Source organism: Fructilactobacillus florum 8D (genome assembly GCF_000512295.1).
Lineage (GTDB): Bacteria > Bacillota > Bacilli > Lactobacillales > Lactobacillaceae > Fructilactobacillus > Fructilactobacillus florum.
The window spans coordinates 44,666-67,381 of record NZ_ALXG01000033.1; the positions used below are offsets into that span (position 1 = coordinate 44,666).

Sequence of the window (22,716 nt, forward strand, 5' to 3'; positions counted from 1 at the left end):
GATAAACATGAATTTTCAAAATGATAAAATCCATTACAAAATGTATAAAGCTAAAGGTAAGTGGGTTTATGCCGGGATAACTACCATGGTAGTAACTGGTGGATTCCTGTTTTTGAATCAGGGCGCCAAAGTCCATGCCGATCAAGCTAACCAAGCAACTGCCACCCAGCAAGATCAGTCTGATCGTAGCACGGTAAGCAATGATAGTTTAGCATCCACAAGTGTTGCGGCGGAACCTGATTCAGCAAATTTGTCGGTTCAATCACAAGCAACCACTTCCCAAGCAGCTACCTCGGAAGCAACTACTTCACAAACGACTGATTCGATTGGAAACTCTACTAGTACCGAGACTTCGTCCGTGTCAGCAAGCAAACCAAGCGAACAAGTTTCAAATGCTCCGGTAGAATCTGCACAGGCAGCACCGGTTTCACAAACTACGAGTTCACAGGCCTCAGTTGCTAGTGCCACTCAGTCAGAAGCGACGGGTTCGCAGGTAGTAACTTCTCAGCAACCACAAGCCAGCGAGAAGTCAGTAATGCCGTCGACAATGACCCTAGCAGCTGAAAATGGGGAAACCTTTAATGCAAATGTCACCGATCCGGATTATCCGGCAGGAAAGTGGCAGGATCCGAATTCAGATCATTATACGTTCGGTTATTTAAAAACTGATGGTACGAGTCAGCCGGTCGAAAACGTTGTCTTTTCGACCAATCGCAATGGTGATGGAACTGTTTATATTTATGAATTTGATGCGCAAAATAATTTATTAAATTCATATACATTAACTGGTGAAAAGGATTCGGTCACTTCAAAGAGTAATCCTGGAATTACTTACACGAAGTATAGTGAATACAGTGTTACTGCCAGTCAAGCGGGGAGTGGACGGTTTTCCAAAGACTGGTTTTATGATGATAACGTGATTAGTCCGCAGTATAGTAACATTGGTTTTTTCGTGCCTAAACTAATTAATCAAAAAGTTACGTATATCGATAAAGATACGAACCAAGTTGTTTCAACTCGAGATATTTCGGGGATGTCTGGTCAGGATTACTTGATTGACGGGATTCCAAAAGAAATTGTGGCGCAGGATTATGTTGTAAGTATTCCTGATAATCATCAGGGGTTAGTGTCTTCTTTTGGGATTCCAGGGACTAAGTGGACCAAGACCTTTGTAGGCGGAAAGTATACGTTGGTATACACCGAAGTTGACAGCAAGGGAACCATGGATGTCAATTTGTATGATGATGCCGGTAATAAAGTGGGGCAAACCTATCGAATTGATGCTAACTACCAAAAGAATGGGGATACTACTAATTATTACTATGATACCCCGGAAGGTCCAATTAACGTTCGATCAATTTACGTTCCCCAGTCTAATGACATCGTCTATTATGTAAATCGGCTGGCCAAGCTAGTCCCAGTGAATAAAGCGACCGGTGAGCCATTTAACAATGGTGATGACGACGTTCTCTATGAAACGGATCCAAATGATCGCACTAAAATTGTAGCACCAAAAATTCCGAACATTCCCGGTTTCTTAGCCTTAGATCCTCGCGATCCGTCAGGAAAAACGTACTTAAAACCAGGTGATCCCTATCCAGTTGCAATTGATGATCCCGGTACTGATACGCAGGTCCAGTATATTGAAGATCAGAGTAGTATTAGCGGTAGTAATAAAACAATTACGGTTGGAGATGCGGTACCGACGGCTGAAGAATTAGGAGCAGCAGCGACTGACCCTGAGGGCAACCCAATTGCTGTAACCGTTGATACTTCACAAGTCAATAACCAAGTTCCTGGCGATTACCCCGTCACGATTACTTCAGCTGATGGTCAAACCAAGACGGTCACAGTTACGGTGGTACCAAATGAGCAAACCATTGACGGCAATAATGCTAAGATTGCAGTTGGCGATCGGGTGCCAACGGCTGCTGAGTTAGGGGCATCCGCGACTGATAAACATGGGAATCCGATTGATGTAACGGTGGACACTTCGCAGGTTAACAATCAGGTTCCTGGCGATTATCCGGTTACGATTACTTCAGCGGATGGACAAACCAAGACGGTCACGGTTACGGTGGTACCAAATGAGCAAACTATTGACGGCAATAATGCGACAATTACCGCTGGCGATCGCATCCCGACAGCTAGTGAGCTGGGTGTTTCAGCAACGGATAAATTTGGGAATCCGATTGATGTAACGGTAGATACTTCGCAAGTTAATAATCAGGTTCCTGGGGATTATCCAGTCACTTTAACAACCGCGGACGGACAAACCAAGACAATCACGATTACAGTGTTGCCAAATAAACAGAAAATTGACGGCAATAATGCGACAATTACCGTCGGCGATCGCATCCCAACGGCCAGTGAACTAGGTGTTTCGGCGACGGATAAGTTTGGGAATCCGATCGACGTAACGGTAGATACTTCGCAAGTCAATAATCAGGTACCTGGTAATTACCCAGTGACCCTAACAACTGCAGATGGACAAACCAAGACAGTGATAGTTACGGTGCTTCCCAAAAAGAATGATGTTAATCGTAACGGTCTGATTATTCATGGTAATAATGCTGTGATTAATGTTGGAAGTCGAGTGCCAACAGCTAGTGAGCTGGGAATTTATGTAACCGATCAATTTGGGAACCCGGTTCGATTTACCGCAGACTTTTCTCAGGTAAACCCATTAGTTCCAGGAACCTATCCAGTAATAATTACAACGGCTGATGGTCAAGTGTTCACGATTATGATTACAGTAGTGGGCACGACACCGGCGACCATAAATTCTAGTTTGCCGGTAAATCAACGCTTAGTAGCTCCAACAGCAACAAAATCAGCTTCAGGACAACAGCACTTACCACAGACTGGTCAAACTAATCAGGCTAGTCTCTGGCAACTATTGGGAACTGGATTCATCACGCTGGCTTCTTACCTCGGCTTTAGAAAACGGAAACATTCATAAAAATGAATTAATTAACAACAATAAAAGAGTCTCGATGATTAATCGAGACTCTTTTATTGTTGTTTGGTAAAAAATCTAGAGACCGACAATCTTGGCAAAAATTGGTACGATGACATCAACGACAATGGAAATAATTACAACGGAGATGGCAGCCATGGAACCTTCAATAGGTCCTCGCTCGAGTGCCTTGGCAGAACCTAAGGTATGCCCAGCTGTTCCCAGCCCAAGACCAATCCCGATCGGATTTTTTAGGTGGAAAATTTTAATAATCCAATCAGCTGCGGCATAAATAATGACGGCATTTAAGATGCAGGCCATGGCAGTGATGGCAGGAATCCCTTTGATCCCAGTAGCGATCGGCATAGCAACCGCTGTTGTTGCTGCTTGTGGTAACATCGATGCAATTGCCGCATGATTTAGTCCAAGTAATTTTGAAACGTAGTACATAATTATGAGTGAAATTAAGAGACCAATAATCAGTGCTAAAAGAATTTCAAGCCAATACTTTTTGACAATATCGTTTCGCCGATAGAGTGGCAGGGCAAAAGCAATGGTTGCTGGAAATAGGAACCAAAAGATGATGTCGCCACCAGGCTTATATAAATTTTTGTAGATCCAAGTAATTGGGAGGTTACTGCTCTTAGCTAGTAGCCAGAGCAAAAAAATACCTAAAATCATGCTGACAAATAATGGTTGAAAAAGAAAAAAACCATGTGATTTTTTGAACAACCACGTTCCAATTAGATAGACTACAAGGGAAAGTGCAATTCCAAACATTGGGGTGCCCAAAAATTTCAATAATTCTACCTGCATTTTAGTCCTCCTGCTGCTGATCTTTAATTGGGAAGAATCGTTGTCGTAACCAAATTAAGCCGGTGGCAACCAGCGCTACCGAAACTAACATAACAACGGTGGAAATAATAATCATTACCACCAGTTGTAAGCCACTGTGCTTCATAATATCCAGAGAAGTGGCTAACTGAATTCCCGATGGAACAAAGAGAAAGGCCAGTAAGCTGATCAAAAAATTGCTTAGCGTTTCAATTTGTTGTGGTTTAATCAGACCGATGGTTAATAAGAAATAAAGGATTAGCAATCCAATTACCGGAGCCGGAACGGGGAAAGTAGCCGGAAATAGGTTTGACAAGCAGTATGACACGAATAAAATCACGGCGAAGATCCCCATTTGAGTGATAATAGGTGTTTTTTTCTGAGGATCTGACTGAATGTGCATAAAAATTACCTCCATATTGTGATGTTTTTCACTATGTATTATAGCAGAAACACCGCAAAATACAATCGGATTTAAGGTTGTGGAGGAGAGGTTAGATAACATTCCGCTCCCAGTTGGTAGTGGGCTTGACCGGTTAAACGTTCGGTGACACGGGCTTGAAATGTTGAAACCTGCGCAACGGGAACGGCAGTAGTGATCGTCACTTGTTCGGTATAGGTAGTCTTTAAAATCGGTAATTGTTGCTGGTCTAAAAATGAACGTAATTTATTAAGTTGTGGATAATCCAGACTGATGGTAAGTTGCCGAGCTAAGGTTTTTTCGCATAGGGTTGTTTGAGCAACGGCGACGTTAGCAGCTTGCGCATAGGCACGAATTAATCCGCCAGCCCCCAGCTTAATTCCACCAAAGTAACGCGTTACTACAATCAAAGTATTTTCTAGTTGGTGATGGTGCAGAATTTCAAGCAGCGGTTTGCCAGCAGTGCCCACCGGTTCTCCGTCATCACTAAAGCGTTCTGCGGGTGGATTTTCGACCAGACGATAGGCATAGCAATGATGATTCGCTTTAGGAGTGGCAGCCGTTAACTGCGCTAGCATGCCCTTTGCGGCTACCGCATTGCTGACGGGAGCAATGTCAGCAATGAACTTTGATTTTTTGATCACGTAGCTGGCACGCGCGGGTTGGCTGATCGTTAAAAACGTTGATTTCATAATAAGCTCCTTTTTATTTTGCGTATTATAGTGCGAGGTGAAAAAGATGGAACAAGAGTTGGCGTATGGTCGTTTGGTCCCTTGGCGAGGAACGGTTCCAGCTGACTGGGTAAACGTACAGTTGCAACCGGCACTACAAGTTAGTCAGCAGTCGGTGTACTGCAATCGGTGTCAGCAAGCGAGCGACACGAAGCTTACCCAATTGCCGAACGGCGCTTATTACTGTTATCAGTGTATCCAACTAGGACGACTTGATTCACATATGCAATTGTTAACCATTCCTGAACCAAACCACTTTACCAGTTCACGGCAGCCGTTGAGTTGGTCAGGGCAGCTAACTAAAATCCAGGATCGCGTGGCTACAGAGGTTTTAACTGCGGTTCAGCAGGGACAAAGCCATTTATTGTGGGCGGTTACTGGAGCTGGGAAGACAGAGATCACCTTTCCCACAATTGCTTGGGCGATGACGCAAGGATGGCGGATTGCAATTGCTAGTCCCCGCGTCGACGTATGTATAGAACTATTTCCGCGCTACCAAGCCGCCTTTCGTTCCATTGAAATGGTACTGCTTCATGGCACTAGTCCATTGAAGTATCGTTATTGTCAGCTAACGATTTGTACAACTCATCAGTTAATGCGGTTTGTTGCGGCATTTGATTTGTTGATTTTAGATGAGGTAGATGCATTTCCCTTTGCTAATAATACCATGTTAGAACTAGCAGCTCAGCGCTCGTTAAAAGCGACCGGGGTTCAATTATGGCTGACAGCTACGCCAAATCGCAAACTGCAACGGCAGAAATCCATTAGTTATTTGCCACGCCGTTTTCATGGAAAACCGTTACCGCAGCTACACTTAGAATTCTGCTGGGGTTGGAATCGTTGTCTATCTCGCCACAAGATTCCAGCCCGCTTGTTGCGCCTGATTCGGGAAAAAGTTGCTGCGGGACAGCGGTTTTTACTATTCGTCCCGCGAATTAAGGATCTTAGCGTTGTTGATCGAGTTTTGCGAATGCGCTTGAAAACGACCGCAAAGTGGGCGACCGTTTATGCCAATGATGAAGAGCGGGGGCTTAAGGTAGAAAAAATGAGAAGACAGCAAGTTCTGTTTTTAATTACCACTACCATCTTAGAACGCGGGGTAACTTTCCCTGGGATTGATGTAATTATTTTGGGTGCAGATGACCGGGTGTTTACGGCTGCCACCCTAGTTCAAATTGCAGGGCGAGTGGGACGGAGCAGCAGTCGTCCTACTGGAATGGTTCATTGTTTGTTGGGACATTACTCAACTGCACTTTGTGAAGCGACCGCCCAGATTGCATTTTTAAATCGAAAAGGGGCTCATTGTGAATAAACTTCAGTGTTTATGGTGTCAACGGTCGTTGAACTATGATTTCTCAGTTCACTTTTTAGTCAGTTTTAGTAGCGTAGCGCCTACGCGCTTATGTACAGGATGTCTGGATCAATTTACACCGGTTGCCGCCCCGCATTGTCCTAAATGTGGTAAGTTTCAAGCTACTACGCAGCAATGCTCAGACTGCCGGCATTGGAACGATCGGATGAAGGCTTCTTTAATTAGTAATCGTGCTTTTTTTCCATATAAGGATCAGATCAAGGAATATATTAAGCAGTACAAACTACGAGGGGACTATCGGTTGCGCTTAATTATGGAACCGTTGTTTTCAAACCTAGCTCGAACCAATGAAATGCTAGTTCCTATCCCGGTAACAGCTACGACAATCGAACAACGGGGGTTTAACCAAGTTAGCGGTTGGTTTGGCTCGAACCAGCTGTTTCCAGCGCTACTGGCCCTGCCAAAAGATCGACCGCAGGCTGCCAAGGGACGTCATGACCGTTTAAGTGGTCCCCAACGGTTTGTCGTCAATGAAAAATTGCGGCCAGCGTGCTTAAACCGCGATATTTGTCTTGTAGATGACATCTATACGACTGGACGAACATTACATGAAGCTGCCTGGTTATTGCAGTCAGCGGGGGCTCGGCACATTCGAAGTGTAACCCTAGCTCACTGAGTAATTGTTATTTGGCGAATAATTCATTATAATGAAAATAATGATGGCAATAATTGGAATCAATACAAACATTTGATAGTTAGCCAACTAGCAGGATGTTTGTCACCACAAATTAATGATCTCAGGCAGAGGTCATCAATCGGCTAATTGGTAAGCTAATAATCACTATATGAGAATTAAACAAGGAGAATTTCAGGAATGCCAACGAACGTTTTAAAGAAGTGGGTGGAGAGTGACCAGCGTCGGATTAAGCAGCTGGGAAAACTAGCTGATCAAGTTAGTGAATATTCACAAGAATATCAAAAGCTCAGTGACACTGACTTACAAGCCAAAACACCAGAATTTCAACAGCGCTACCAAGCTGGAACCACGCTAGATGAATTGTTACCAGAAGCTTTTGCAGTTGCCCGTGAGGGAGCTCGTCGAGTGTTGGGACTGACGCCTTTTCGTGTTCAAATTATGGGGGGAATTGTCCTCCATGAGGGGAACATTGCGGAAATGAAGACCGGGGAAGGTAAAACTTTAACCGCGACGTTACCGGTCTATTTAAACGCCCTTTCAGGTAAAGGGGTGCACGTTGTAACCGTTAATGAATATCTTTCCGAGCGAGATGCCGAGCAAATGGGACAACTTTATAACTGGCTGGGACTCTCGGTTGGAATTAACAAGGCCGATCAAACTCCAGAAGAAAAGCGGGCGGCCTATCAAGCTGATATTACGTATTCGACAAACAGTGAGATTGGATTTGACTATCTTCGTGATAATATGGTGGTCTACAAAGAAGACCGTGTTCAACGACCGCTAAATTTTGCACTGGTAGATGAGGTTGATTCGATTTTGATTGATGAAGCAAGAACCCCGCTGATCATCTCTGGTCCCGCGCAAGGGTCTAACCAGTTATACCAGCAAACAGATCAATTTGCTAAGACGCTCAAGCCAGAGACGGACTTCAAAGTTGATTTAGAAACGAAAACGGTTTCGTTGACGGAAGCTGGAATTAACCGAGCCGACAAGTTCTTTAATCTAAAAAACATCTATGATACTGATAATACGGCGTTGACTCATCATATTGATCAGGCGCTTCGTGCGAATTATGTAATGGAGCGGGATAAGGATTATGTGGTTAAGGATGACGAGGTTTTAATTGTCGATTCGTTTACCGGACGAATTATGGACGGTCGGCGGTTCTCAGATGGGCTACACCAAGCTTTGGAGGCAAAAGAAGGTGTTACCATCCAGGAAGAAAGTAAAACGATGGCCAACATTACCTATCAAAACTTGTTTCGGCGGTATCGAAAACTAGCTGGGATGACCGGAACTGCTAAAACCGAACAGGAAGAATTTCGTGAGATCTACAATATGAACGCTGTTTCGATTCCAACCAATAAACCGGTGATTAGGTTGGATGAGGCTGACATCTTATATCCGACGTTACAAGCTAAGTTTGATGCGGTGATCGATCGGGTTAAGGAATTACACGAACGCCAGCAACCGATCTTGTTAGGGACAGTTGCGGTTGAAACTTCAGAATATTTAGCACAACGATTAACTCAGGCTCATATTAAACATGTGGTCTTAAATGCTAAAAACCATGCTAAAGAAGCGGATATTGTTGCAAATGCCGGTCAAAAGGGTGCAGTCACGATTGCTACTAACATGGCTGGACGAGGAACTGACATTAAATTGGGGCCAGGAGTAGTTGCACTTGGCGGTTTAGCGGTTATTGGAACCGAGCGACACGAGTCCCGACGAATTGATAATCAGCTGCGAGGACGGGCTGGTCGCCAGGGTGATCCGGGATACTCACAATTCTACCTATCGCTGGAAGATGATCTGATGCGTCGCTTTGGTTCTGATCGGATCAAGGCCATTTTGAAACGACTCCGAGTTGAGGATGATGATGCGGTGATTAGGAGCCGAATGATTACCAAGCAGGTTGAATCCGCACAGAAACGGGTCGAAGGAAATAACTACGATTCTCGAAAAAATGTTTTGAAATACGATAATGTGATGTCAGAACAACGAGATGTGATTTATGGAGAACGAAACCGGGTCATTGAAGAGAACGAATCCCTGAAATGGGTAATTATGCCAATGATCAAACGAACGATTTCTCGAATTGTTGATTTGCATACGCAAGGTGACCAAAAGCATTGGGATTTAGATACGATTTTAGATTTCTCTATTAGTGCCTTAGTGAGTCCTAATGAAATTGGGTTAAGTAATCTTAAAAATAAGAGTGCGGCAGAAATTAAGCAATTTCTGAACTCCTTGGCTGAAAAAAATTATGATGCCAAGGGTCGAGAACTGGGCGATCCACAACAATTGCTAGAATTTGAAAAGGTTGTTGTCTTACGCGTGGTTGATTCCCACTGGACTGATCATATTGATGCGATGGATCGTCTGCGAGAAGGAATTGGGTTACGTGGCTATGGTCAACTTAATCCGTTGGTTGAGTACCAACGGGAAGGCTACCGAATGTTTGAAGAAATGATTGCGGATACGGATTATGATGTAACTCGTTTATTTATGAAAGCAGAAATTCGACAAAATATGCAACGGTAATTACGACGAAGGACTTCGGTTCTTCGTTTTTACTAGTTAGGAGTAATTAAAATGGAAATTAATGCAGTTCAAGCACAGTTAAATAAATTACAAACCGCAATTGACGGTTTTAGGGGGTCTCTTTGACTTAGATCAGCTGCAAGAAAATATTGCAATCAACGAAGCAAAAATGGCGACACCTGATTTTTGGGAGAATCCTACCCAGGCGCAAGCACTGATTGCTGTCACTAATCATGATAAAGAACGGTATAATCAGTTGCAGTCCTTAGCAGAGAACTTGCATAGTTTGCAAGACACTTTGGAGGTCTTGGCGGAGCTTCCGGATGCAGAATTAGAGGCTGAATTTAACAAAGAGTTAGCAACAGAACAGGAAGCGGTCGATCAATACCGCCTCAGCTTATTATTAAATGGAAAGTACGATGCTAACAATGCAATTGTAGAAATTAATTCAGGAGCCGGGGGAACAGAAGCCTGTGACTGGACTGCCATGTTGCTGCGTATGTATACTCGCTGGGGGGAACAAAATGGGTTTCAAGTTGCCGTGGTCGCTGATCAGCCCGGAGAAACGGCTGGTATTAGTCAGGTAACGCTCACCGTTACTGGTCATAATGCGTACGGCTATCTAAAATCGGAAAAGGGGGTTCACCGGTTAGTTCGGATCTCACCGTTCGATGCGGCTGGTCGGCGACATACTTCGTTTGCCTCGGTTGACGTGTTGCCGGAGTTAGATGAGACAGTACAGGTAACGATTAATCCGGATGATTTGCGAGTTGACGTGTTTCGTTCAAGCGGAGCGGGAGGACAACATATTAACAAAACGTCCTCGGCGGTTCGAATTACACATTTACCGACGGGGATTGTTACTAGTAGTCAGGCTCAGCGTTCCCAATTACAGAATAGAGTCACTGCAATGAATATGTTAAAATCGAAGCTGTATGAACTGGAACTGGAGAAACAGGCTCAGGAAAAAGCGCAACTAGAGGGGAAACAACTCGAAATTGGTTGGGGTTCACAAATCCGTTCCTATGTTTTTCATCCGTATACCTTAGTTAAGGATCATCGAACTAACTATGAAACTGCCAACGGAAAGGCAGTTATGGATGGGGACTTAAATCCATTTATCACGGCATATCTACAGTGGAATTTACAGCATAAAAATTTAAAATAGGTGAATAATTATGCAAGAAATATTTAATTTTGGTTTTTTTATAATTTCTCCGCTCTTTTGGTTAGGACTGCTTCATACGCAATATAAATACCGTCAGCGAGTTAAGCGGGAACGTCACTTGTATGAAAGTGCTATTAATCCTAAAAATTCCGAAATGCGGACGTTTTTTATTGCGATGATAGTATTAGGGATTGTTGGTTCACTGTGTTCGCTTGCGGTAGGGGTTGAGGTTTCATATACTTGGATTGTTTTTTATGAGCTGCTAGCAGTAGTAGCTTTGTTCTTACCAGGCACGACGCTTCCTTTTTTAGCGCTCTTTTTACCTATGTTAATTGTGCAGTTGTTTGGAGATAAATTCTACACGCTGTCTTTTATTGGTAAAAAACACATGGTTTTACAAAATCCCTTACCAGAAGGGATTGATTTTTTAGCACTTTTGACGATTTTGCTATTTCTACAATACCTATTTATTAAATTTAACCGTAAATCAGTTAATTCACCTGTGATTGGGAAAAATATTCGGGAGAACCGGGTGGCAACTTATTTGTTTGATAAGGTCTCGGTGGTACCGTTAGTGCTATTAGTTCCAGGTGATTTATTTGAAACCACCAGTCCTTTTTGGCCGGTTTTCAAAATTTTTGGAGTAAAGCTTTCGATTTTGATTGTGCCATTCTTAATTGGACTGAACTTTCGATTCATTGGCGAACAACCAGCAAAAATTATGCAACGGTTAGCAAATGCAATTGGTTGGTTAGCCTTTGCTGCTCTGGGAATTACCATCGATGCTTTTTTCTGGAAGAGTCCTTTATTTGAAGTACTAGCAATCGGATGTTTGGCAGTTGTTTATTGTTTAATTATGTATCATTTTCGCAAGGTCGATCGCAAGGATCAAAACCAGGTGGAAGAGGCCTTGGATGGCGTACGAGTGTTGGCAGTGAAACCACAAACCCCAGCTAGTAAAATGAAGCTGGAAATTGGAGATCTGATTCAAGTGGTTAATGGGATCCACGTTACCGATGAACAAAGCCTCTATCGAGCGTTACAGACCAGTCCAACCTTCTGTCGGCTAAAAATTAAGAATCGTCGGGGGGACTTGGAGTTAAAAGAGTCTTCGATCTTTGCTGGTGGACCCCATGAAATCGGGATTGTTACTTTTCCTAGTGATGAAAAATAGGAGGGTCTATGTGGTTATTTGGACGGATCTTACTTAATTTTTTGCTATTTATGGCATTTTCTGGAGTGTTTCCCGAAGCCTTTTTTGTCAGAAATTGGCAAACTGCTTTGCTGGCAGCGGTCGTATTGGTGATTTTTAATTTACTGGTTAGACCACTGTGTTTACTTTTGTTTTTACCGTTAAACTTGTTAACCGTTGGTTTGTTTACATTTGTGATTAATGCGGGAATGCTATGGTTGACGTCTTTCGCTCTCGGCGATAAATTCCAGTTTTCGTCACTGACAGCGTTAGTGGGTATTTCATTATTGATGTCTTTATGTACCACCTTGTTTACTAAGGGATCATGGCAGAATTAAACTGCTAAAAGAAGAGGGGTTCGCATGCATAAGAGCGTAAGTGTTAAAGAATTAGTAGCAAATACTCATTTGAGTGTTTTTGCCGGTGGAGATAATCTTGACCGCCCGATTCCAACTAGTGATATTTCTCGACCGGGACTGGAGTTAACTGGCTATTTTTCTTACTATCCCTCAGAAAGAATCCAATTACTAGGGATTACAGAGATTTCTTTTGCCAAGCATTTGTCTGATCAAGAATTGGACGATTATATGACACGTTTGTGCCAGCCTGATACACCTGCCTTTGTGATATCGACAAGTCTAGAGCCTCCAATTCAGCTAGTGAAGGCCGCCCAGCAAGCGCAAATTCCAATCTTAACATCTAAATTAAATACATCACGGGTGCTGAGTAATATGACCGACTTTCTAGAAGCACGGTTAGCACCACGTAAATCCCTTCATGGGGTATTGGTAGAAGTTTATGGACTAGGGGTGCTGATTACTGGTGATTCCGGCATCGGAAAAAGTGAAACAGCGCTAGAGTTAGTTAAACGAGGTCATCGACTAATTGCGGACGATCGAGTTGATGTCTATCAGCAAGACGAACAAGCCTTGATCGGGCAAGCCCCCCAAATTTTAAATCACTTGTTGGAAATTCGCGGGATTGGAATTATTAATGTGATGACCCTGTTTGGGACTGGGGCAGTTCGCTCAGAAACCAAGGTCGATTTAATTGTTCATCTAGATATTTGGGAACAGGGAAAGAAATATGATCGTTTAGGAACTGGAACGGATGCAACCGAAATCTTTGATGTTCGCGTTAAAACGATTAATATTCCGGTTAAGCCCGGTCGAAACATGGCCGTTATCATTGAAACTGCGGCAATGAACTTTCGAGCCAATAGCATGGGCTATAATGCGACGGACGATTTTGATCGGCAATTAAATGGTTTGATTAAAACCAATTCTGAGCATGATCAAGAACATCCAGATCAAACTAAGAAACAATGAGGTACTTATGGTAATTAATAGCATCCTTAATCCGATTGCAATTAAAATCGGGGCGTTGCAAATTCGCTGGTATGGAATTTTTATTGCTACTGCTGTTTTGTTGGCGGTATGGTTATCATTGCGAGAAGCACGTCGGCAAAAATTAAACGAAGACCTGCTCTATGACTTGATTCTGTGGTCGATTCCGCTGGCCATTATTTCGGCGAGAATCTATTACGTGGTTTTTCAATGGTCATACTATCAACATCATTTAGGTGAAATTGTTGCCATCTGGGATGGAGGAATCGCCATTTATGGCGCCTTGCTTGGCGGTGGCATCTTTATTTTCTATTTTTGTCGGCGGCATCAGCTATCGATTTGGCAAATTTTTGATATTGCCGCTCCAACGGTTATCATGGCTCAGGGAATCGGTCGCTGGGGCAATTTTATGAATCAAGAGGCTTATGGGGCCATAACATCACGAAACTTTCTTCAGCGATTACAGTTACCTAGTTGGTTAATTCAGCAAATGGAGATTAGCGGTTTTTATCGCCAACCCACCTTTTTATATGAATCCATGTGGGATTTGACAGGATTTGTATTATTGATGGTAATGCGACATTCCAACCAATTGTTTAAACGGGGAGAAGTTTTCTTAGCATACGTAATGTGGTATTCGTTTGGTCGGTTTTTTGTGGAAGGAATGAGGACTGATAGTCTCATGTGGGGTAGTTTACGAGTTTCCCAAGGGCTCTCAGTTTTACTGTTTATCGGGGCACTTGCCTTGATATGTTGGCGAAGAAGGCAACAACCCACATTGAATTGGTATTGGCCCAGCAAGCTTAAGGAGTAGAAAATGACAGAGAAAATTGCAGTTCTTGGTGCCGGTTCATGGGGGAGTATGCTGGCTAATATTTTGACTGAAAATGGACACGAGGTTCGAATCTGGTCATATAATCCGGACCAAGTTCAGGAGTTAAACGAACAGCACACTAATGAAAAATATTTAAAAGGTTTTCGGTTCTCAGAGCGGCTGCGGGCTGACACTGATATGAAAGCAGTGGTACAAGGAGCAGATGATGTTTTGCTCATTGTTCCCTCTCAAGTGACTCGGGCGGTAGCGACTGATTTAAACCAAGTTCTGACAGAGTTAAACAGCAAGCCGGCTTTAATTCATGGAAGTAAGGGCTTAGAACAGCACACTTTCAAACGCATGTCAGAGGTAATTGAAGAGACGATTGCTAGTCAGTACCGTGCTTCTATTTCAGTAATTTCAGGGCCCAGCCAGGCCGAGGGAGTTGCTCGAAAAGACCCCACGTTGGTTACTGTCGCCAGTGAAGATTTACAGGCAGCCCGCCATTTCCAGCAATTATTTATGAATAATTATTTTCGCGTTTATACAAACCATGATATAATCGGGGTTGAGCTTGGTGGGGCGTTAAAAAATATTATTGCACTTGCTGCCGGGACGCTAGCTGGGCTCGGCTATGGCGATAATGCCAAGGCTGCGTTAATGACGCGTGGGCTTGCAGAGATTTCTCGCTTAGCGGTGTCATATGGTGCTAATCCGCTCACATTTTTAGGATTGTCTGGGGTTGGTGACGTGATTGTAACAGCGACCAGTCAAGACTCTCGTAACTGGCGAGCGGGCTACCAGCTTGGTCAGGGAAAAGCATTAGAAACAGTCATTAATAACATGGGAATGGTAATTGAAGGCATTGCAACCAGTCAGGCTGCTTATGAAATGGCACAGTTGACTGGAGTTGAAATGCCGATTACAGAAGCAATTCATGCTGTTCTGAACGGTGAAGAAACAGTAGCAGTTGCTATTCAAAAATTAATGACTCGCGAAGGCCGCGCTGAAATCGGCTAATAATACAGGAGATTCAAATTACGATGAAAAAAGTTACCAAAGCAATTATTCCGGCTGCCGGATTAGGAACTCGCTTTTTGCCAGAAACAAAGGCGATGCCAAAAGAAATGTTGCCAATTGTTGATACACCTACGATTCAGTATATCGTTGAAGAGGCCAAAGAATCAGGCATTACTGATTTAGTGATCGTGATTGGAAAAGGCAAGCGGGCGATTGAAGATCATTTTTCGCCGAACTATATGCTAGAGGCCAATCTAAAATCAAAAAATAAAACAGAAATGTTAGAAATGGTTCAAAAATCGAATGAAATGAATATTTATTTCATTAGGCAACCTTATCCCAATGGGCTTGGTGATGCTGTTTTAACTGCACAGAGTTTTATTGGCAATGATCCGTTCGTGGTGATGTTAGGTGACGATCTGATGCGTGATCAGGTGCCTTTGACGAAGCAACTAATTAATAGCTACGAAAAATCAGGAAAATCGACATTAGCAGTCACCCGGGTACCCCATCAAGAAACTTCAAAGTATGGAGTCATTGACCCAGTTAGTGAGATTGAAACGGGCTTGTATGATGTAAAGAGCTTTGTCGAAAAACCAGATCCAGAGGTTGCTCCTAGCGACTTAGCAATTATTGGACGATATCTTTTCACTCCCGAGATCTTTTCCGTGCTAGAGCATACGAAGCCCGGTAAGGGAAATGAAGTACAATTGACTGATGCGATTGACACGCTCAATAAAAGTGAAGACGTTTATGCGCATGAGTTTAAAGGACAACGATTTGATACTGGAAACAAGTTAAGCTGGCTTGAAACCAATATTGAATATGGGATTAACCATCCGGAAATCAAAGCTGATTTGCGGGCATACCTGCTAGAACTGGCGGAGCAGCTGAAAAAAGAAAACTAATCGATTATCGGGCGCCTGCTGTGCATGATGATTGAATCGAGCTTCATGAAGGCTAGTAATTGCTGGTCCATCATGGGCTTTTTTTTACGGCGGTCTTCGTCTTCTAGAGAGCCAATAAGCAAAATTACTGACTTATAGTAAGTAAGATGTTAGGATGAAAATACTAATTTATACATGAGAGGTGACTTAGATGACAATTAAGCTAGGTGGAATTCCAATTCAATGGCTAATGGGAAACCAGCAACCACAAGTGGGAGAAGCACTACCTAATTTCACTTTGCGTGATCAGGCGGGGAAGCAGCTTACAACGACAGATCTAATTGGGAAACCATTATTATTGAGCGTTGTCCCTGATTTGCGGACGAAAGTTTGTAGTTTAGAAACCGCCCAATTTAATCAAACGGCCAGTCAGTTTCGTGACGTCCGATTCGTGACGGTTTCTAACAATCCAGTTAAGTATCAAAAGAACTGGTGTGCAGCGCACGACGTTACGCAGATGGAAATTATGTCAGATGCCGAGGGGTCGTTTGGAAAAGCGACTCACTTGTATATTCCAATTTTTCGTCATCTAGCACGGGCGGTTTACTTAGTTGATGCTACTGGTAAGATTACATTTTGCCAAATGGTGTCAGAAATTTCCCATCAACCAGACTATCAACCGGTTATCAAAGCGCTACAACAGCTTTTAACTAATCCAAAATAATGAGGTAATCCTGATGACAAAAAAATATGATGTGATTGTAATCGGCGCGGGTCCAGCTGGGATGACAGCAGCCTTATATGCCTCTCGAGCAGAACTTTCGGTTCTGATGTTGGATCGGGGTGTTTTTGGTGGGCAAATGAACAACACAGCTGAAATCGAAAATTATCCTGGCTTTAAATCGATTTTGGGTCCCGATTTATCACAAGCAATGTATGATAGCAGCACCCAGTTTGGAGTGGAGTATGCATACGGTGAAGTAACGGGGATCACGACCGATGGCGCGACTAAATTAGTGAATACAGCTGATCAGCAATATGAAGCGGTCGCAGTTATTTTGGCAGCAGGGGCGGAGTATCGCAAACTTGGAGTTCCTGGCGAAGAAGAGTTCGGAGGACGAGGAGTTTCCTACTGTGCTGTTTGTGATGGGGCCTTCTTCAAACAAGAAGATGTGATTGTTGTTGGTGGGGGTGACTCAGCAGTTCAAGAGGCAACTTACCTATCAAACATCGCTAACCAAGTGACCGTAGTTCATCGTCGGGATCAATTACGTGCCCAGCCAATTCTGCAACAACAAGCATTTTCAAAAGACAACATTAATTTTGTCTGGAATAGTACGGTACAACACATTGATGGTGATGACAAAAAAGTCACAGGCGTAACGATTAAAAACCAACAAACCAATGAAGAGCAGCAGCTGGCAGCTAGTGGGGTATTCATTTATGTAGGAATTCTCCCGCTGACTACGGCCTTTCAGCAGTTAGGAATCACTGATGACCAGGGTTGGATTGAAACCAACGAACAAATGGCAACCAAAGTTCCTGGAATTTTTGCGGTGGGTGATGTGCGCCACAAACCGCTCCGACAAATTACCACGGCAGTTGGTGACGGTGGCATTGCCGGTCAGGCCGTCTTTGATTATGTTGAAGCTCAGAAATTAGAAAAATAATGGACGCTGATTAATTAAAATACCTTTAAAGTTACTGGTTCAAGTTAACTTTAGTGGTATTTTTTTATTGACTGTAGTTAACAAGTTATATCAACAAAATGGGTCTAAAAACCGAGGGATCAGCGAGCCTTTTCGAAAGTATGTTCGTATGCTAAGATTAATGTTATTACGAGGAATTACATCAAGAACTGGGGACAGGAGTTATCATGGTAACTAAATTAGAGAAAAAATTTAACTTGGTGTCTGATTATCAACCGACCGGAGATCAACCGGAAGCAATTAAGGCGCTGGATGCGGGGTTGAATGCTGGTGATAAAGAGCAGACATTGCTTGGAGCAACCGGGACAGGAAAAACATTTACGATGGCTAACATTATTCGTGATCAAAATCGTCCCACGCTAGTGCTAGCTCACAATAAAACCTTGGCCGGACAACTCTATAACGAGCTAAAAAAATTTTTCCCGCAAAATGCGGTGGAATATTTTGTCAGTTACTATGATTTTTATCAACCCGAAGCCTATGTTCCTTCCAGCGATACTTATATCGAAAAAGATGCTTCGATTAACGATGAAATCGATCAATTGCGACATGCAGCGACCGCGGCGCTTCTAGCTCGAAATGATGTAATTGTAGTTGCCTCAGTTTCTTCAATTTTTGGACTAGGAAGCCCGGTTGAGTATCAAAATCATACGATTTCTTTACACGTTGGGCAGGAATTAGAACGAGATGTTTTACTGCGGCAACTAGTAAACATTCAATTTGAACGTAATGACATTGATTTTGATCGCGGTCGTTTCCGAGTCCATGGCGACACGGTCGAAGTTTTTCCCGCTACCGGAACGCAGAATGCTTACCGCATCGAATTTTTTGGGGATGAGATTGATAAAATTACGGAAATAAATACCCTGACTGGGGAAGTGCTTGGACAGCCCGAAGTTGTGACGCTATTTCCCGCTACCCATTTTTTGACGAACGATGAGATTATGAAGGTGGCTTTGCCAGAGATTAAAGCAGACATGGACACTCAAGTTAAGCAACTAGAGCAGCACGGGAAGTTGCTAGAAGCCCAGCGCCTCAAGCAGCGAACCACTTATGACATCGAGATGATGCGTGAGATGGGATATACCAACGGAATTGAAAATTACTCGCGTTACATGGATCGGCGGCAGCCCGGTGAAGCTCCCTACACCTTGCTAGATTTCTTTCCAAAAGATTTTTTGATGTTTGTCGACGAATCGCACCAAACCATTCCGCAGGTTCGTGGGATGTTAAAAGGTGATCGAGCCCGTAAGACCCAGCTCATCGATTACGGATTTCGGTTACCAAGTGCTTATGACAACCGCCCATTAAACTTTTCAGAGTTTGAAGGGCACATTCATCAAGTTATCTACATGTCTGCAACGCCGGGGGACTATGAATTAGACCATAGTAGCCAAGTGGTTGAACAAATTATTCGACCAACCGGTTTGTTAGATCCTACCGTGGAAGTCCGACCAACTAAAGATCAGATGGACGATTTAGTTGGTGAAATCAATCAACGAATTAAAAACCAACAGCGAACTTTTGTGACGACGCTAACAAAGAAGATGGCAGAGGATTTAACCGATTATCTTAAAGATTTAGGCATTAAGGTCCGATACTTGCATAGTGATATTAAAACGTTAGAAAGAACGAGAATTATTCGTGATCTGCGGTTAGGTAAATTTGACGTGTTAGTGGGGATTAATTTATTGCGAGAAGGCATTGACGTTCCCGAGGTTTCTTTGATTGCAATTTTAGATGCCGATAAAGAAGGTTTCTTACGAAACGTGCGCTCTTTAATTCAAACCATTGGTCGTGCTGCTCGAAATGCTGATGGACACGTGATTATGTATGCGGATCACGTGACCGATTCAATGCAGGCGGCAATGGACGAAACTAATCGTAGACGACAGTTGCAGTTAGACTATAATCAAGAACATCATGTGACGCCGAAGACGATTATTAAAGCGATTCCAACGGCAATCTCTGCCTATAAAGCGGATACAATTGAGCAGCCTGCTGATTCAGAGCATCCCTTTGCAGAATCAGATTTTGAACAGATGTCTGATCATGAACAGCACGAGATGCTTCAGAATCTTAGTGATGAGATGCAAACAGCAGCTCGGCAACTTGATTTTGAACAGGCAGCGGCGCTTCGGGATACGATCAAAAAGTTACGAAAACAAATGAAGTGAGGCATACCCAGTGCAAAATGATGTAATTAAAATTAGTGGGGCTCGAGAGCACAATCTTAAGGATGTAAATGTGGAGGTCCCCAAAAACAAATTAGTAGTGATGTCCGGGTTATCTGGATCCGGAAAAAGTTCATTGGCTTTTGACACTTTATACGCTGAAGGGCAACGCCGATATGTGGAAAGCTTATCTTCGTATGCTCGGCAGTTTTTGGGTCAGATGAATAAACCAGATGTTGATTCGATTACAGGACTTAGTCCGGCGATTTCGATCGATCAAAAGACGACCTCTAAAAATCCCCGATCGACCGTCGGCACGGTCACAGAAATAAATGACTATTTGCGGCTACTGTGGGCTCGGGTGGGAACGCCAATCTGTCCTAATGATGGGACCGTTATCAAGAGCCAGTCCGTTGACCAGATGATTGCTCGGATTAATGAGTTGCCAGATCGGACCAAAATGCAAATATTGGCGCCGATCGTTCGTGACAAACGAGGACAACATAAGAAAATATTTGCCCAGATTAAACGCGAAGGCTTTGTACGGGTGGTGGTCGATGGTAACATGGCGGACATTGGGGAAGAGTTTGATCTCGATAAAAACAAGCGCCACAGCATCAGTATTGTGATTGATCGGATTGTTGTGAAAGAAGGAATTAATGCGCGCCTATCAGATTCTTTGGAAACGGCGTTACGGCTGAGCGAAGGCTATGCCACAATTGATTTTCTGGGGGAAAGAGCGCCGTTGCTATTTTCTGAGCACTATGCTTGTCCGCGTTGTGGTTTTACTGTGGGTCAGTTAGAACCGCGCCTATTTTCGTTTAACTCTCCGCAAGGTGCTTGTCCGGCTTGTGATGGGCTGGGAGTGAAACTTGAAGTTGATGAAGACCTTGTTGTACCAGATCCCACTAAATCCTTGCGTGATGGGGCGTTAGAACCATGGAATCCCATTAGTTCCAAGTATTATCCCGAGATGTTAGCGCAGGCAGCTCAGGCTTTTAAAATTAATCTAGATACGCCTTATCAAAAACTTTCTCAATCGCAACGGGAGCTATTGTTGTACGGTTCTGGAGAGCGAACGTTTCATTTTCATTATGAAAATGATTTTGGTGGGGTTCGGGACGTGGATGCAGTTTTTGAGGGCGTTGTTAAGAATGTGGAACGTCGTTTTCGAGAGACCAATAGTGACTTTACTCGTGATCAGATGCGGAAATATATGCGCGAATTAACTTGTCAAGTTTGTCACGGATATCGTCTAAACGAAAAGGCGTTGGCAGTTCGGATTGGTGACCAGCACATTGGCATCGTTTGTGCCCAAAATATCGCAGCGACCAAGCAATTTTTCCAGCAACTAACTTTTAGTGAACAAAATGAGTTGATTGCCCGACCAATTTTAAAAGAAATTACAGATCGGTTAGATTTCTTGGTTAATGTTGGTCTAAGTTACCTGACTCTAGCTCGAGCAGCTCGGACCCTCTCTGGTGGGGAAGCCCAACGGATTCGATTAGCTACCCAGATTGGGTCTAATCTTTCTGGAATTTTATACGTTTTAGATGAGCCGTCGATTGGTCTGCATCAACATGATAATGCGCGTTTGATCAAATCTTTGAAACAGATGCGTGACCTTGGAAATACGCTTGTAGTTGTAGAACACGATCGGGATACAATGCTTGCTGCTGACTATTTGATTGATGTTGGTCCCGGCGCTGGTCAAAATGGAGGGCGGATTATGGCGACGGGAACTCCCGCACAGGTAGCTAAAAATCCAGCTTCGCTTACGGGACAGTACCTTGCTGGGAAAAAATTTATTCCGGTACCCCTCCACCGGCGCCATAGTCGAAAAAAATTAACCCTCAAAGGAGCCGCTGCTAATAATTTAAAAAATTTAACGGTTAGCTTTCCGCTGGGAGAATTAAATGTGGTCACAGGAGTTTCCGGGTCTGGCAAGTCAACGTTAGTGAATGATATTTTAAAGCGGGTGTTGGCGCAAAAATTGAACCATAATTCTGAAAAACCGGGCAAATATCGCTCCCTAACGGGCTACCAAAACATCGAAAAATTAGTGAGCATCGATCAAAGTCCCATTGGCAGAACTCCACGGAGTAATCCAGCAACGTATACGGGTGTTTTTGACGACGTTCGAACGTTGTTTTCTCAGACTAATGAAGCCCAGCTGCGGGGCTATCAGAAGGGGCGGTTTAGTTTTAATACGAAGGGTGGTCGTTGTGAAACTTGCCATGGTGATGGCATTTTAAAAATCGAAATGGACTTTTTGCCGGATGTATTTGTTCCTTGCGAAGTTTGTCATGGTAAGCGATATAATGCCGAAACTTTAGAGGTTGAATATAAGGGTAAAAGCATTGCAGATGTTTTGGATCTGACGGTTGCCGAAGCGCTAGAATTCTTTGCAGCCCTTCCCAAAATTACACGAAAATTGCAGACAATTGTTGATGTCGGACTTGGCTATGTAAAGTTGGGGCAACCAGCGACTACCTTATCTGGTGGTGAAGCTCAGCGGATGAAACTAGCGTCAGAACTGCATAAACGTTCTAGTGGAAATAATTTTTATATTTTGGATGAGCCAACTACGGGGCTGCATAGTGAAGATATTAAGCATTTATTAGCAGTGCTGCAACAGCTCACGGATGCGGGGAATACCGTTTTAATCATTGAACATAATATGGATGTGATTAAACAAGCAGATTATTTAATTGATCTAGGTCCAGAAGGCGGAGCTGGCGGTGGTCAAATCGTGGCAACGGGGACGCCCGAGCAGCTGGTTAAGGTAGCTGCTAGTTATACTGGACAGTATTTAGAGCCAATTTTAGTTGCTGATACGGCTAAAACTAAAGCAATGGCGAACCACGATCACGTTTAGTAGTGAGATGCTACTAGGCGTTTTTTAGTC

Annotated in this window: 18 protein-coding genes; 15 read left to right on the forward strand and 3 right to left on the reverse strand. The window is 43.4% G+C overall.

What is annotated here, in order from left to right:
* The first annotated feature begins 7 nt into the window (after positions 1–7).
* Entirely contained in the window at positions 8–2,962 is a 2,955-nt protein-coding gene (locus B808_RS03925; protein WP_035422061.1) for an LPXTG cell wall anchor domain-containing protein, read from the forward strand.
* 75 nt (positions 2,963–3,037) lie between these two features.
* Here the strand turns inward: B808_RS03925 and lrgB are convergent, their stop codons facing one another.
* From lrgB to B808_RS03940, 3 genes are all read right to left on the reverse strand, one after another.
* A complete protein-coding gene (gene lrgB / locus B808_RS03930; protein WP_035422063.1) occupies positions 3,038–3,775 on the reverse strand; it encodes an antiholin-like protein LrgB in 738 nt (245 codons plus the stop codon).
* 1 nt (position 3,776) lies between these two features.
* Positions 3,777–4,196: a CidA/LrgA family protein gene (locus tag B808_RS03935; protein WP_035422065.1), complete on the reverse strand. Its 420-nt coding sequence runs from the start codon at positions 4,194–4,196 to the stop codon at positions 3,777–3,779.
* Positions 4,197–4,267: 71 nt separating this feature from the next.
* Entirely contained in the window at positions 4,268–4,906 is a 639-nt protein-coding gene (locus B808_RS03940) for a YigZ family protein (RefSeq protein WP_035422068.1), read from the reverse strand.
* A 46-nt stretch (positions 4,907–4,952) separates the two neighbouring features.
* On the opposite strand from B808_RS03940, the gene B808_RS03945 reads away from it, so the two are divergent.
* From B808_RS03945 to uvrA, 14 genes are all read left to right on the forward strand, one after another.
* Positions 4,953–6,257 carry a DNA/RNA helicase gene (locus tag B808_RS03945; protein WP_035422069.1) on the forward strand — a complete coding sequence of 435 codons (1,305 nt, stop codon included), beginning with the start codon at positions 4,953–4,955 and terminating at the stop codon, positions 6,255–6,257.
* Positions 6,250–6,933, forward strand: coding sequence for a ComF family protein (locus tag B808_RS03950; protein WP_155830456.1), 684 nt, complete (start codon positions 6,250–6,252; stop codon positions 6,931–6,933). The genes B808_RS03945 and B808_RS03950 overlap by 8 nt, the downstream gene beginning before the upstream one ends.
* Positions 6,934–7,131: 198 nt before the next feature.
* Positions 7,132–9,498 (forward strand): preprotein translocase subunit SecA, encoded by a 2,367-nt coding sequence (gene secA, locus B808_RS03955; protein WP_035422070.1) that lies wholly within the window; start codon positions 7,132–7,134, stop codon positions 9,496–9,498.
* A 51-nt stretch (positions 9,499–9,549) separates the two neighbouring features.
* Positions 9,550–10,666 (forward strand): peptide chain release factor 2 gene (gene prfB, locus B808_RS03960; RefSeq protein WP_225349221.1). Its coding sequence is split into 2 segments (ribosomal slippage): positions 9,550–9,621 and positions 9,623–10,666, totalling 1,116 coding nucleotides; the frame shifts between segments, so codons are not numbered across the junction.
* Positions 10,667–10,676: 10 nt separating this feature from the next.
* A complete protein-coding gene (locus B808_RS03965) occupies positions 10,677–11,840 on the forward strand; it encodes a PDZ domain-containing protein (RefSeq protein WP_035422072.1) in 1,164 nt (387 codons plus the stop codon).
* Positions 11,841–11,848: 8 nt separating this feature from the next.
* The gene (locus tag B808_RS03970) at positions 11,849–12,196 is read left to right on the forward strand and encodes a phage holin family protein (RefSeq protein WP_035422074.1); all 348 of its coding nucleotides are present in this window, start codon (positions 11,849–11,851) and stop codon (positions 12,194–12,196) included.
* Positions 12,197–12,220: 24 nt separating this feature from the next.
* Complete coding sequence (gene hprK / locus B808_RS03975) at positions 12,221–13,186, forward strand: HPr(Ser) kinase/phosphatase (protein WP_009166944.1); 966 nt, start codon at positions 12,221–12,223, stop codon at positions 13,184–13,186.
* Between the two features lie 7 nt (positions 13,187–13,193).
* Positions 13,194–14,018, forward strand: a complete 825-nt coding sequence (gene lgt / locus B808_RS03980; protein ID WP_009166943.1) for a prolipoprotein diacylglyceryl transferase — start codon at positions 13,194–13,196, stop codon at positions 14,016–14,018.
* Between the two features lie 3 nt (positions 14,019–14,021).
* Positions 14,022–15,038, forward strand: a complete 1,017-nt coding sequence (locus B808_RS03985) for an NAD(P)H-dependent glycerol-3-phosphate dehydrogenase (protein ID WP_035422076.1) — start codon at positions 14,022–14,024, stop codon at positions 15,036–15,038.
* A 23-nt stretch (positions 15,039–15,061) separates the two neighbouring features.
* A complete protein-coding gene (gene galU / locus B808_RS03990) occupies positions 15,062–15,946 on the forward strand; it encodes a UTP--glucose-1-phosphate uridylyltransferase GalU (protein WP_035422078.1) in 885 nt (294 codons plus the stop codon).
* Between the two features lie 190 nt (positions 15,947–16,136).
* Positions 16,137–16,649, forward strand: coding sequence for a thiol peroxidase (locus B808_RS03995; RefSeq protein WP_009166940.1), 513 nt, complete (start codon positions 16,137–16,139; stop codon positions 16,647–16,649).
* 13 nt (positions 16,650–16,662) lie between these two features.
* Positions 16,663–17,595, forward strand: a complete 933-nt coding sequence (trxB, locus tag B808_RS04000) for a thioredoxin-disulfide reductase (RefSeq protein WP_035422081.1) — start codon at positions 16,663–16,665, stop codon at positions 17,593–17,595.
* 206 nt (positions 17,596–17,801) lie between these two features.
* On the forward strand, positions 17,802–19,811 hold the full coding sequence (uvrB, locus tag B808_RS04005) for an excinuclease ABC subunit UvrB (protein WP_081716738.1): 2,010 nt from the start codon (positions 17,802–17,804) through the stop codon (positions 19,809–19,811).
* A gap of 10 nt (positions 19,812–19,821) precedes the next feature.
* Positions 19,822–22,686 (forward strand): excinuclease ABC subunit UvrA, encoded by a 2,865-nt coding sequence (uvrA, locus tag B808_RS04010; RefSeq protein WP_035422085.1) that lies wholly within the window; start codon positions 19,822–19,824, stop codon positions 22,684–22,686.
* Positions 22,687–22,716: the final 30 nt, after the last annotated feature.